Source organism: Streptomyces sp. NBC_01622, assembly GCF_045209635.1.
Lineage (GTDB): Bacteria > Actinomycetota > Actinomycetes > Streptomycetales > Streptomycetaceae > Streptomyces.
On record NZ_CP109293.1, the window covers coordinates 8,492,158 to 8,506,243 of the forward strand.

Here is a 14,086-nt window from a genome sequence, read left to right on the forward strand (position 1 = left end):
GGCGATGGCGATACGACGGGCGGTAGCATGTCGCGACCCTGGGTAGGCCGAGTCGTCTGGTCGAGTGGGGGTGTGCCATGAGCGGTACGAGCGCCACGCGCGCGTGGCCCGCGGTCCGCCGGAGCCGCCGGGTACGGGGCACCCTGGTCCCCTGGGTGCTGTGCGCGGCCCTGCTACTGGCCGCGTGCGACGGCGGCGGGAGCGACGCCAAGGGGGTGAGCGCGTCCCCGAAGGACACCACCTGCGACGGGAAGATCAACGGCACCGCGCACATCACCGTGTGGTTCCACGCGGGCCCGAGCGGCGAGTCCACCACGCTGCAGAGCCAGGTGAAGGAGTTCAACAAGCGGCAGAAGCAGGTGCGGGTCGAGCTGGTCACCCTCCCGGAGAACCGCGTCTACACGGATCTGGTGCTGTCCGCCGCGGCCAGCGGGGACCTGCCCGACCTCCTCGACTTCGACGGGCCCAACCTCTACAGCTACGCCTGGTCGGGCAAGCTCCGGCCGATCGACTCCTGTGTGCCCGCGAGCGTCCGCGCGGACCTGCTGGCGACGATCCGTCAACAGGGCACCTACGCGGGCAGGTTGTGGGGCATCGGCACCTTCGACTCGGGCATGGGCCTGTACGTGCGCAAGTCCGTCATGAAGGAGGCCGGAATACGCATCCCGACCGGTCCCAAAGACGCCTGGACGGCCACCGAACTGACCGGCATCCTCCGCAAGTTGCGCACACAGGGCTACCAGGCGCCGCTCGACCTGCGACTCGTCTACTCGCAGCCGGGCCAGGAGTGGAACACCTACGGCTTCGCGCCCGCCGTGTGGTCGGCGGGCGGCGACCTCGTGGAGCCCGGGAACCACCGCACCGCCGACGGCTATGTGAACGGCCCCGGTTCGGTCAAGGCGCTCACCACCATGCAGAACTGGGCCAAGGCCGGGCTCATCGACATGGTCAAGGACGACAAGGCGTTCGTCAGCGGCCGCAGCGCGATCTCCTGGTGCGGCCACTGGACCTATCCGGAATTCAACAAGGCCTTCCCCGGGGACGTCACGATCGTCCCGCTGCCCGATTTCGGCCAGGGCACCGTCACCGGCATGGGCTCCTTCCAGTGGGGAGTTCCGGCGGGCAACGCCGACGGGGACGCCGTCTGGCGCTTTCTGTCCTTCCTGCTCCAGCCCGCCCAGGTGCACCGGATGACCGTGGCCAACGGGGCGATCCCGGCCACCGAGAGCGCGATCAGACTCTCGCCGCAGTACGCCCCAGGCGGAGCCGAGCACCTGTTCATCGAGCAGCTCCGGGACGGCGTGGCCCGCCCCCGGCCGCAGACGCCGGCCTACCCGGCGATCACCGACGCCTTCTCCCGCGCCTTCGCGAAGATCATCTTCGATCGGGCTCCGGTCAAGGCCACCCTCGACGAGGCCGCCGAGAAGATCGACAAGGACCTCGCGGCGCACGACGGGTATCCGACGAACACATCGTGAGAACGGGCGCCACGCGCGTGTGCCGCCCCGAGCGACACGCGCGTGTACCCGACATCGCGGTACCCGTCCTCTCCAAGACCCTGACGGTCATGGCTGGTTCGGGGCAGGCTGAGCACGTGACCGACCACCACCCGCACTCCCCACCCGCCGGCCGCTGCTGAGAGCCCGCCATGCGCCGCTCCCGGCCCACCGCCGCCCTCCGCATCCCCTTCCTCGCCCGGCTGCGCGTCGGGCGCAAGCTGATGCTCCTGGTGCTGCTCCCGGTGACCGGCATGATGGCGTTCACCGCGTTCGGCGCCGTCTCGCAGTGGCACGACGCGCAGACCCTGCGGGACTTCCGTACGGCGACGGAGCTGTCGTTCCGGACCATCGCGCTGACCGACGCGCTCGCCAGGGAACGCATCGCCGCCGTGAAGGCCCGGCTGCGTCCCGGACCCACGACCCTGAAGGAGCGCACCGGGGCGCAGCACGGCACCGACGGAGCCCTGCGCGCGGCCCTCCTCGGCACCGCCGACTGGACCGGACCGCTCGACGTGCCGGGCCGGCTCGACGCCCGTAGCCGTCAACTGCGCGCCCTGCGGCTGCAGACCGGGACCGGCTCCCTCACCGCGCCCCAACTGGCCGACCAGTACGACACGATCGAGAGCGACCTCCTGGAGCTGGCCGCCACCCTGGAGTCCGGCCGCCCGACCCGCACCTCGGGCCAGGCCGCCGACGCCCACATCGCGCTCCTGAACGCCATCGAGGCCGCCGAACGCGAACGCACCGAGCTGGCCGTCCTCTTCGCCGCCCCCAACGCCCCGCACCCCATCGCCACGGACCGCTGGTCCGCACTGGAGAAGGCGCTCCTGGACGACTTCGGCCAGACCGCGCCCGCCGGCCTCAGGAGCAGGCTGTACGTCCTCCTCCTCCAGCACCCCGGCCTCGTCGTCCGCCAGACCCGCGAGACTCTCGCCGACCCGAGCGCAGGCAGGAACGCCTGGCCGTCGTACGCCGGTTGGCTGACCGCTTCGACCCAACGCATCGAGGCACTGCGCGTCATCCAGCACCGGGCCGCCGCCGAACTGGGCCGTGACGCCACGCGCGACCTGAACACCGCACGCGCGCGTGAGACCCGCGACTTCAGCGTCTCGCTGGCCGTCCTGGCCGCCGTCACCGTCCTCGCACTGGCCCTGCGGCTGTCGATCACCCGCCCGCTCAGCGAGGTCTCCGCGGGCGCCCGGGCGCTGTCCGAGGGCGATCTGTCGTACGACATCCGGTACGCAGGCCGGGACGAACTCGGCGCCGTCGCCGACACGTTCCGCGAACTACGCGTGACCACCGGACGGCTCGCCGCCGAGATCAGCAGCATGAACGCGGCGATCGACGACAACCGGCTCGGCCACCGCGCGGACGTCGCCGCTTTCGACGGGACGTGGGCGCAGCTGCTGGGCGGCATGAACGGCACCATGGCGTCCTTCGCCGCCGCCCACGGGCGACGCGACAAAGCCGAGCAGGAACTGGCGAGCGTCTTCCACCTCTCCCTCGACCTGTTGTGCATCGCGGGACTCGACGGCTACTTCAAGCGGGTGAACCCCGCCTTCGAGCGGACCCTCGGCCACTCCGCCGAGGCGCTGCTCGGCAGACCGTGGCTGGAGTTCGTGCACCCGGAGGACCGGGCACGCACGCGTGCCGTCCTCGACCGACTGGCGAGCGGTGTCGAACTGGGCGAGTTCGAGAACCGCCTCCTCCGGGACGACGGCACCGAACGCTGGCTCCAGTGGAGCGCCCACCCGGTCACCGGAGAGGGACTGATCTACGCCGCCGCGCGCGATGTCACCGAGAGTCGCCGCACCGCCCGCGAACAGACCGCCCTGCGCCGCGTCGCCACTCTCGTCGCGCGCGGAGTGCCGCCGCACGAGGTGTTCTCCGAAGTCGCCGACCAGGTCGGCAAGGTCCTGAGCAGCGGCTCGGCCGCCGTTCTGCGCTACGGCGCCGACGGGACGGCCACTGTCCTCGGTGCCGCCCACGGGCCCTCCGCCGAGAGCGACACGGCCGCGGCGGCGGCCGCGGAGGAGGTGGGCCGCACCGCTCGCCCCGCGCGCGTGGGCCGCTCGGTGGGCGCCCCCATCGTCGTGGACGACCGGCTGTGGGGTGCCGTCGTCGCGACCGCAGCCGGACCCGAACCACTGCCCCCGGGCACCGAGTCCCGGCTCGCCGACTTCACCGAGCTCGTCGCCACCGCCCTCGCCAACGCCGACAGCCGCGACCAGCTCACGGCGTCGCGCGCGCGTGTGGTGGCCGCCGGGGATGCCTCCAGGCGCCGTATCGAACGCGATCTGCACGACGGTGTCCAGCAGCGGATCGTCTCGCTCCAACTCGACCTCAGAACTGCCCAGTCGATGCTGGACGAACAGCCGGTGGAACTCGCCGAGCAACTGGATCACATCTCCAAGGGCCTGGACGACGCCTTCACCGACCTGCTGCAGGTCGCGCGTGGCATCCACCCCGCGATCCTCTCCAAGGGCGGCCTCGGCCCCGCCCTGCGCGCGCTCGCCCGCCGCTCGGCCGTCCCCGTGGAACTCGACCTGCGGCTGCCCCCGGGCCGCCTCCCGGAACAGACGGAGGTCGCCGTCTACTACGTGACCTCCGAGTCCTTCACCAACGCCGCCAAGCACGCGCGCGCGAGCTTTGTGCAGGTGACTGCGCGGGCCGGGGACGACGTCCTGGAGGTGACGATCGCCGACGACGGAGTGGGCGGCGCCGACCTCGGGCCCGGCTCCGGGCTCATCGGACTCGTCGACCGGGTCGAGGCGATCGGCGGCAAGCTGCGCGTCGACAGCCCACCAGGGGTGGGCACGACACTCACCGTACGGCTGCCACTGCCCCGGACGGAGGTGTGACCGCCCGAGGCGCACGCGATGGGGGTCCAGGCCGGGGGGAGCCGTGGACTCGGTGACGTTGCGTACGCTTCGGGCGGTCTTCTCGGACGGAGAGGCGACCGTCCGGCTTCAGGGGTGCCGCGAAGGGCCGGCGCGCAGCTGCTTGGCGCGCACTATGTCCGGGTCCCGGGGGTCCAGGAAGTCCTTCGGGGACCGGGTGTCGTCCTCGTACCGGCGGACACGGACCGACCGCCGTCGTCTCTCCGCCCGTGTCCGCCGCATCTCCCGCAGCCCTTCCGACCCGCGGCCCGTTGCCCCTCACCCGGGGCGACCGGTCCGCTTGCGTCTGCACTGCTACGAGAATCGTCCGGACCCGGCACCTTGTCGTCACGGTCGCCCCCAATTCCCTTACCCGCTAGCCGTACCCGACCGGGTCCGGCAGGCTGTGCGTGGCGCACGGCACCGGTCGGGCAAGGGGAGCCGCGACGATGGACGCATCGCAGCAGACCGCGCGGGGAAGGGTCGTTCTCGCTGACGACGACGTCCTGCTCAGAGAGGGCCTGGCGAGCCTGTGCGAACGCCTGGGCTACGAGGTGGCGGGCCAGGCGGGCGACGCCGTACGGCTCCTGGAACTGGTCGACACCGAGCGGCCCGACCTCGCGATCGTCGACATCAGGATGCCCCCGGACCACTCCATCGAGGGCCTGAAGGCGGCCCGTACGATCCGGGAGCGCCACCCCGGCACCGGCATCCTCGTCCTCTCGGCGTACGTCGAGGTCGAGGAGGCCCTGGAGCTGCTGGCCGGCGGGCACAGGATCGGGTATCTCCTCAAGAGCCGGATCACGGTCGTCGACGACTTCATCGAAGCCCTCGACCGGATCCACAAGGGTGGCTCGGTCGTCGACCCCTCCCTGGTGCACGAGCTGTTCTCGGCGCAGCGCCGCGACGACCCGCTGTCCGTCCTCAGCACCCGCGAGCGCGAGGTCCTGGCGCTGATGGCGGAGGGCCGCTCCAACGCCGGGATCGGCCGCAGGTTGTGGGTCACCGAGGGCACCGTCGAGAAGCACGTCCGCAGCATCCTGGGCAAACTCCGCCTTCCGGAGGCCGCCGACGACCACCGCCGGGTCCTGGCGGTTCTCACCTTCCTGGAGTCGCGGTAGGAGTTCCGTTCGGAGTTCCGCCGGGCGTGCCCGGCGTTGTCCACAGCCCCGCCGCGCTGTCACTCCGCGCCAGTAGGGTGTGAAACATGGCCGATCCCTCCAGCTACCGCCCCAGGCCGGGAGAGATCCCGGACTCGCCCGGGGTCTACAAGTTCCGCGACGAGCACCGCCGGGTGATCTACGTCGGAAAGGCGAAGAGCCTGCGCCAGCGCCTGGCGAACTACTTCCAGGACCTGGCTGGACTCCACCCGCGCACGCGCACGATGGTCACCACGGCCGCGTCGGTGGAGTGGACGGTCGTGTCCACGGAGGTCGAGGCACTTCAGCTGGAGTACTCCTGGATCAAGGAGTTCGACCCCCGGTTCAACGTCAAGTACCGCGACGACAAGAGCTACCCGTACCTCGCGGTGACGATGAACGAGGAGTACCCGCGCGTGCAGGTGATGCGCGGTCACAAGAAGAAGGGCGTCCGCTACTTCGGGCCGTACGGACACGCGTGGGCGATCCGCGACACCGTGGACCTGCTGCTGCGGGTGTTCCCCGTCCGCACCTGCTCGGCCGGCGTCTTCAAGAACGCCGCCCGCACCGGCCGTCCCTGCCTCCTCGGCTACATCGGCAAGTGCTCCGCGCCCTGCGTCGGCCGCGTCTCCGAGGAGGAGCACCGCGAACTGGCCGAGGAGTTCAGCGACTTCATGGCCGGGCGCACCGGCACGTACATCCGCCGCCTGGAGCAGCGGATGACGGAGGCGGCCGAGGAGATGGAGTACGAGCGGGCGGCCCGGCTGCGCGACGACATCGAGGCCCTGCGCAAGGCCATGGAGAAGAGCGCCGTCGTCCTCGCCGACGCCACCGACGCGGACCTGATCGCGGTCGCCGAGGACGAGCTGGAGGCGGCCGTCCAGATCTTCCACGTCCGCGGCGGACGCGTGCGCGGCCAGCGCGGCTGGGTCACCGACAAGGTCGAGGACGTCACCACCGCGGCCCTCGTCGAACACGCCCTCCAGCAGCTCTACGGCGAGGAGACCGGGGACTCCGTCCCGAAGGAGGTCCTCGTCCCGGCCCTGCCCGACCCGGTGGAGCCCGTCCAGCAGTGGCTGACCGACCGACGCGGGTCGAACGTGTCGCTGCGCATCCCGCAGCGCGGCGACAAGAAGTCCCTCATGGAGACCGTCGCGCGCAATGCCCAGCAGTCCCTCGTCCTCCACAAGACCAAGCGCGCCTCCGACCTCACCACCCGCTCGCGCGCCCTGGAGGAGATCTCCGAGGCCCTCGACCTGGACAGCGCCCCCCTCCGGATCGAGTGCTACGACATCTCGCACCTCCAGGGCGACGACGTCGTGGCGTCCATGGTCGTCTTCGAGGACGGGTTGTCGCGCAAGAGCGAGTACCGCCGCTTCCAGATCAAGGGCTTCGAGGGCCAGGACGACGTCCGCTCCATGCACGAGGTGATCACCCGCCGCTTCCGGCGCTATCTCGCCGAGAAGGAGAAGACGGGGGAGTGGGCGGACGGCGACGAGCTGAAGGACGAGGAGGGGCGTCCCAAGCGGTTCGCCTATCCGCCGCAGCTCGTGGTGGTCGACGGCGGCCAGCCGCAGGTCGCCGCCGCCAAGAAGGCCCTCGATGAACTGGGCATCGACGACATCGCCGTGTGTGGTCTCGCCAAGCGCCTGGAGGAGGTCTGGCTGCCCGGCGAGGACGACCCCGTGGTGCTGCCCCGGACCAGCGAGGGCCTCTACCTCCTCCAGCGCGTCCGCGACGAGGCCCACCGCTTCGCGATCACCTACCAGCGCGCCAAGCGCGCCAAGCGGTTCAGGGCGAGCCCCCTGGACGACGTGCCCGGACTCGGCGAGACCCGCAAGCAGGCGCTGATCAAGCACTTCGGTTCGGTGAAGAAGCTGCGATCCGCCACAATCGATCAGATCTGCGAGGTTCCGGGCATAGGTCGCAAGACCGCCGAGACCATCGCGGTGGCCCTCGCCCAGGCGGCCCCGGCCGCACCCGCCGTGAACACGGCGACTGGAGAGATCATGGATGACATGGAAGACGGGACACCCGGGACGACGGCGGGTGCACCGGGGGAGCCCGTACCCGCGGGCGCCCCGGACGAGCGACGGGGGCAGGAGACATGACGGAACAAGAGAAGCAGCCCACAGCGGACCGAGATCGGACGCACAAGGAAACCGGCGACGATCAGACTTCGCAGCAGGCGGTCCAGGACGACGGAGCACAGGTGAGTACGGACAGCACGACAGCCGGCGGGGTGCCCGAGGCGGCCATTCCCGAGCTGGTGATCATCTCCGGCATGTCCGGGGCCGGGCGGTCGACGGCCGCCAAGTGTCTGGAGGACCTCGGCTGGTTCGTCGTCGACAACCTCCCGCCCGCCCTGATCCCCACCATGGTGGAGCTCGGCGCCCGCTCCCAGGGCAACGTGGCACGGATCGCGGTCGTCGTCGACGTACGCGGACGCCGCTTCTTCGACAACCTCCGCGAGTCCCTCGCCGATCTGGAGTCGAAGAACGTCACCCGGCGGATCGTCTTCCTGGAGTCCTCGGACGAGGCCCTGGTGCGCCGCTTCGAGTCGGTGCGCCGCCCGCACCCCCTCCAGGGCGACGGCCGCATCGTCGACGGCATCGACGCCGAGCGCGAGCTGCTGCGCGAACTGCGCGGCGACGCCGACCTCGTCATCGACACCTCCAGCCTCAACGTCCACGAACTGCGCGCCAAGATGGACGCCCAGTTCGCCGGCGAGGAGGAGCCCGAACTGCGGGCCACCGTCATGTCCTTCGGCTTCAAGTACGGCCTCCCGGTCGACGCCGACCTCGTCGCCGACATGCGCTTCCTGCCCAACCCGCACTGGATCCCGGAACTGCGCCCCTTCAACGGCCTCAACGAAGAGGTCTCGGCGTACGTCTTCAACCAGCCCGGCGCCAAGGAGTTCCTCGACCGGTACGCCGAGCTGCTGCGGCTCATCGCGGCCGGCTACCGCCGTGAGGGCAAGCGGTACGTGACGATCGCGATCGGCTGCACCGGCGGCAAGCACCGCTCGGTCGCCACGGCGGAGAAGCTCGCCGCGCGGCTCGTGGCCGAGGGCGTCGAGACGGTGGTCGTACACCGGGACATGGGACGGGAATGACGGGACGCAGCCCACGGCTCGGCCGGCTGCGCCGAGCGGTGCCCGAGGGACGTACGACCAGGCCCGTGGAGGCCCGCGGCGGCAAGCCCCGCCGGCGCGGCACCCAGCCCAAGGTGGTCGCCCTCGGCGGCGGCATGGGCCTGTCCGCCTCGCTCACCGCGCTGCGCCGCATCACCGGCGACCTCACCGCCGTCGTCACCGTGGCCGACGACGGCGGCTCCAGCGGACGCCTGCGCGACGAACTCGGCGTGCTGCCCCCGGGCGACCTGCGCAAGGCGCTGGCCGCGCTGTGCGGCGACGACGACTGGGGCCAGACCTGGGCCCGGGTCATCCAGCACCGCTTCCAGTCCAAGGGCGACCTGCACGAGCACGCGGTCGGCAATCTGCTGATCGTCGCCCTGTGGGAGCAGCTCGGCGACCACGTCCAGGCCCTCGACCTGGTCGGCAAGCTGCTCGGCGCGCACGGGCGCGTGCTGCCCATGTCCGCCGTACCGCTGGAGCTGCAGGCCCTGGTCAAGGGGCACGATCCGGCGCGACCCGACGCCGTCGACACCGTGCGGGGGCAGGCGACCGTGGCGCTGACGCCCGGCGAGGTGCAGTCCGTGCACCTGGTGCCGCACGACCCGCCGGCCGTGCCCGAGGCCGTCGCCGCCGTGCTCGACGCGGACTGGGTGGTGCTCGGTCCCGGCTCCTGGTTCTCGTCGGTCATCCCGCATCTGCTGGTGCCGGAACTGCTCGACGCGCTCACCGAGACGAAGGCGCGCCGGGTACTCTCCCTGAACCTCGCTCCGCAGCCCGGAGAAACCGATGGCTTCTCCCCGCAGCGTCATTTGGAGGTTTTGGGACGACACGCCCCTAAACTCGCCCTGGACGTGGTGCTGGCCGACGAGGCCGCCGTGCCCGATCGTGCGTCGCTCACCGAAGCCGCCAAGCGGCTGGACGCCGCGGTCGAGCTGGCGCCGGTGGCCCGGACCGACGGAACTCCAAGGCACGACCCGGAGCTGTTGGCCGCCGCGTACGACCGTATTTTTCGGATGCATGGAAGGATCGGCCCATGGCGATGACGGCAGCGGTGAAGGATGAGATCTCCCGGCTCCCCGTCACCCGGACCTGCTGCAGGAAGGCGGAGGTCTCCGCCATTCTGCGGTTCGCCGGAGGCCTCCACTTGGTGAGCGGGCGCATCGTGATCGAGGCGGAGCTGGACACCGCGATGGCGGCGCGCCGGCTCAAGCGGGACATCCTGGAGATCTTCGGCCACAGCTCCGAACTGATCGTGATGGCGCCCGGCGGACTGCGCCGCGGCTCCCGTTACGTCGTCCGGGTGGTCGCGGGCGGCGATCAGCTGGCGAGGCAGACGGGCCTCGTGGACGGCCGCGGACGCCCCATCCGGGGTCTCCCACCGCAGGTGGTCTCCGGGGCGACCTGTGACGCCGAGGCGGCCTGGCGCGGCGCGTTCCTGGCGCACGGCTCGCTGACCGAGCCCGGCCGGTCCTCCTCCCTGGAGGTGACCTGCCCGGGTCCGGAGGCCGCGCTGGCGCTGGTCGGCGCCGCCCGACGGCTGTCGATCGCGGCGAAGGCGCGCGAGGTGCGCGGGGTCGACCGGGTGGTCGTCCGTGACGGCGACGCGATCGGCGCCCTGCTCACCCGGCTCGGCGCGCACGAATCGGTGCTGGCCTGGGAGGAGCGCCGGATGCGCCGCGAGGTGCGCGCCACGGCGAACCGTCTCGCCAACTTCGACGACGCCAACCTGCGCCGCTCGGCCCGCGCGGCCGTCGCCGCCGGCGCCCGTGTGCAGCGCGCGCTGGAGATCCTCGCCGACGAGGTCCCCGAGCACCTCGCCGCCGCCGGCCGGCTCCGCATGGACCACAAGCAGGCCTCCCTGGAGGAACTGGGCGCGCTCGCCGACCCGCCGCTCACCAAGGACGCGGTGGCAGGCCGTATCCGCCGCCTGCTGGCGATGGCCGACAAGCGGGCCCAGGACCTCGGCATCCCGGGCACGGAGTCCAGCATCGCCGAGGAGATGGCCGACAACATGGTCGGCTGACGAGCCGTCAGGGTGGGTGGGCGGCCCCTCGTCACAAGGGGAGCCGTCTGCCGGCCGGCGTACGGAGCTGCGAAAGCGTGACACTTCCGAGAGGAGCGTCACGCTTTTTCGGATCGGTGCCCCTGCCGCGCCCGAGTCGCCGGCCGCGCCCCATGACGGCGGGACCGGTTCAACACGCCGGTGCGGACGCCTCCTTGGACCCTCGCCCGGCGTTTGGCCGTAGCGATGCGCCCCCTTGACTCGATCATGAAGTGTCATGAGCCTGGCAACTGTTCGCTGCTGTGGCGGACAGTCGCAAGGGGGGTTCATGAGACACAGAGCGAGATCGATCCTCGCTGTCGGCGCGCTCCTGATGGCCGGGGCGAGCATCGCACCCATCGCCCAGGCGCAGGGCGGGAGTTCCGCGAAGGCCGACCCCGACGAGGTCAAGGTCTTCCACGCCGACGTCACCCAGAAGCAGATACCCCTGCTCCTGAAGGCCGGACAGGACGCCCACGAACTCGGTGACAACCAGTTCTCGGCCGCCGGCAAGACCTCCGTCGAGGTCTATCTCACCGACCAGCAGGCCCAGAAGCTGGAGAAGCAGGGCGTCGACCTCACCGAGCACACCCTTTCGGCGAAGGCCGAGACGCGCGTCGAGGACGCGGCGCAGGGCGTGTTCCGGCCGTACAGCGGAAGCGGCGGTCTGAAAGAGGAGATCGTCAAGACCGGGCAGGCCAACCCCGGTCTCACCAAGGTCGAGTCCATCGGCAAGACGATCAACGGCCAGGACATCCTCGCGCTCAAACTGACCAAGAACGCGAAGAAGACCAAGGACGGCTCCAAGCCGTCGGTGCTGTACGTGTCCAACCAGCACGCGCGCGAGTGGATCACGCCGGAAATGACCCGCCGGCTGATGCACTACTACCTGGACAACTACAAGACCGACAAGCGCATCAAGAAGATCGTCGACTCCACCGAGCTGTGGTTCGTGCTGTCCGCCAACCCGGACGGCTACGACTACACCTTCAAGGACTCCAATACCCGCCTGTGGCGCAAGAACCTGCGGGACGTCAACGGCGACGGCACCATCTCCACGGGCGACGGCGTCGACCTCAACCGCAACTTCGCCTACAAGTGGGGCTACGACGACGAGGGTTCGTCCCCGAACCCGACGAGTGAGACCTACCGCGGCACGGCTCCGGCCTCCGAGCCCGAGACCCAGGCACTCGACAACTTCGAGAAGCGGATCGGCTTCACCTACGGCATCAACTACCACTCCGCCGCCGAACTCCTCCTCTACGGAGTCGGCTGGCAGGTCGCGACCCCGACCCCGGACGACGTCCTCTACAAGGCCCTCGCGGGTACGCCCGACAACCCGGCGATCCCCGGCTACCACTCGCAGGTCTCCTCGGAGCTGTACACGACCAACGGCGAGGCGGACGGCCACGCGTCGAACGTCAACGGCATGTCGATGTTCACCCCCGAGATGTCGACCTGCCAGACCGCGTCGAACATCGACCCCAACGACGCCTGGAACGCGGCCGACTGCCAGTCCGTCTTCAACTTCCCCGACGACGAGAAGCTGATCCAGGACGAGTTCGCGAAGAACATCCCGTTCGCGCTCTCCGTCGCCGAGACGGCCGTCCACCCCGACCAGCCGAAGTCGTCCGTCGGCCTCGGCGCCGCCGACTTCACCCCGGCCACCTTCTCAACGTCCTACTCGCGCGGCGCCGACCAGGAGGTCTCCGTAGTCGTACGGAAGTCCGTGCGCGACAAGGAGCTCAAGTACCGCGTCAACGGCGGCCGTACGCAGGACGTGGCGCTCAAGGCATGGAAGGGCGGCCAGACCTACGGCGGGGACGACAACCTGTACTTCGACGAGTACCGGGCCAAGGTCAAGGACGGCGACCCGGGCGACAAGGTCGAGGTGTGGTTCACCGGCAGGACGAAGGCCGGGAAGCCCACCTCCAGCGCCCACTTCACCTACACAGTCGCCCAACGCCCTGCCGCCGACACCCTGGTGGTCGCCGAGGAGGGCGCTGCCGCCACCCAGGCGCAGGCCTACGTGGACGCGCTGAAGGCGAACGGCCGTAAGACCGTCGTCTGGGACGTCGCCACCCAGGGCGCGCCCGACGCGCTCGGCGTGCTCGACCACTTCAAGACGGTCGTCCACTACTCCGGACCCGCAGGCCCGGGCAACGACACCCAGCTCCAGCTGCGCGCCTTCCTCAACGAGGGCGGCAAGCTGATCGAGGCCGGCGAACAGGCCGGCGGCTCCGTCGCCCTCGCCGACGGCACCCCCTCGAACGACTTCAGCCAGTACTACCTGGGCGCCTATTCGCGTACGTCCACCCCCGGGGCCACCGGCTTCACCGGCTCCGGCAAGCTCGACGGCTTCACCGGACCGCTCAGCGGCGCGCCCGGCAACCCGCTGGACCGGGCGGGCACCTACAGCGTCACCTCCGACTCGCTGTCGCCCACCACGTACCCGCAGTTCGCGAGCGCGGGGGCGGGCAAGTTCGCCGGGACGGTCAACCCGTACGGTCCCTACGCGGGCTCCTACATGGCCGCCGCCGTCCACACCGACGACGCCTACAAGCGCCTCACCCGCACCATCGACCTCACCGGGGCGACCGCGGCCGACAAGCCCACGCTGCGCACCGAGCTGCTGTGGGACACCGAGCCCGGGTACGACCACGCCGTCGTCGAGATCCACACCACCGGGGCCGACGACTGGACCACGCTCCCGGAGGTCGGCGGCGCCACCAGCACCGCCGTACCGACGGAGTGCGAGGCCGGGTTCCTGGTCGCCGAGCACCCCTGGCTCAAGCACTACCTGACGGTCGCCAGCAGCGGCTGCACCGCGACCGGCACCACCGGTTCGTGGAACAGCCTCACCGGCGCCTCCAACGGCTGGCAGCAGGTCGGCTTCGACCTGAGCGCCTACGCGGGCAAGTCCGTTGAGGTCGCGCTCAGTTACATCACCGACCCGGGCACCGGCGGCCACGGCGTCCTCGCCGACGACACCTCGCTCGTCGTGGGCGGCACGGCGACCCAGACCGAGGGCTTCGAGACCTCCCTCGGCGCCTGGACCGTGACCGGCCCGCCCGCCGGCAGCCCCGCGGTCCTGAACGACTGGACCCGCACCGGAGCCCTCTTCCAGACATACGGCGCGGTCGCCACCGACCGGACCGTACTGCTGGGCTTCGGCCTGGAGCAGGTCACCTCGGCCGCCGACCGCGCGGCCCTGCTCAAGAAGGCACTGGCGGCCCTGCGGAGCTGACTCGGTGTGACGATGTCATGAACATCCAGGGCGGTCCGTACCCCTACTGGCGGGTACGGACCGCCCTGCGGTGTATGGGGCATCTCGATGTCACCACGGAGGGCTCAGGGAGGTAGGGTCGTAGGCGGTCGGGGACATCCCATAC

General features: G+C 70.8%; 8 protein-coding genes. All 8 read left to right on the forward strand.

The features are described from left to right. The first annotated feature begins 77 nt into the window (after positions 1 to 77). The gene (locus tag OH768_RS39325; protein WP_406461010.1) at positions 78 to 1,478 is read left to right on the forward strand and encodes an ABC transporter substrate-binding protein; all 1,401 of its coding nucleotides are present in this window, start codon (positions 78 to 80) and stop codon (positions 1,476 to 1,478) included. A gap of 170 nt (positions 1,479 to 1,648) precedes the next feature. Next, positions 1,649 to 4,360: a PAS domain S-box protein gene (locus OH768_RS39330; protein ID WP_406461012.1), complete on the forward strand. Its 2,712-nt coding sequence runs from the start codon at positions 1,649 to 1,651 to the stop codon at positions 4,358 to 4,360. Between the two features lie 467 nt (positions 4,361 to 4,827). After that, positions 4,828 to 5,499 (forward strand): response regulator, encoded by a 672-nt coding sequence (locus OH768_RS39335; protein ID WP_406461014.1) that lies wholly within the window; start codon positions 4,828 to 4,830, stop codon positions 5,497 to 5,499. 86 nt (positions 5,500 to 5,585) lie between these two features. Beyond that, positions 5,586 to 7,628, forward strand: a complete 2,043-nt coding sequence (uvrC, locus tag OH768_RS39340) for an excinuclease ABC subunit UvrC (RefSeq protein ID WP_406461015.1) — start codon at positions 5,586 to 5,588, stop codon at positions 7,626 to 7,628. Then, the gene (gene rapZ, locus OH768_RS39345; protein ID WP_406461016.1) at positions 7,625 to 8,632 is read left to right on the forward strand and encodes an RNase adapter RapZ; all 1,008 of its coding nucleotides are present in this window, start codon (positions 7,625 to 7,627) and stop codon (positions 8,630 to 8,632) included. The genes uvrC and rapZ overlap by 4 nt, the downstream gene beginning before the upstream one ends. Continuing rightward, entirely contained in the window at positions 8,629 to 9,696 is a 1,068-nt protein-coding gene (gene yvcK, locus OH768_RS39350; RefSeq protein WP_406461018.1) for a uridine diphosphate-N-acetylglucosamine-binding protein YvcK, read from the forward strand. Before rapZ ends, yvcK begins: the two co-directional genes overlap by 4 nt. Beyond that, positions 9,687 to 10,676 carry a DNA-binding protein WhiA gene (gene whiA / locus OH768_RS39355; protein WP_406461020.1) on the forward strand — a complete coding sequence of 330 codons (990 nt, stop codon included), beginning with the start codon at positions 9,687 to 9,689 and terminating at the stop codon, positions 10,674 to 10,676. Before yvcK ends, whiA begins: the two co-directional genes overlap by 10 nt. Before the next feature lie 307 nt (positions 10,677 to 10,983). Next, on the forward strand, positions 10,984 to 13,941 hold the full coding sequence (locus OH768_RS39360; RefSeq protein ID WP_406461022.1) for a M14 family zinc carboxypeptidase: 2,958 nt from the start codon (positions 10,984 to 10,986) through the stop codon (positions 13,939 to 13,941). Positions 13,942 to 14,086 lie beyond the last annotated feature (145 nt).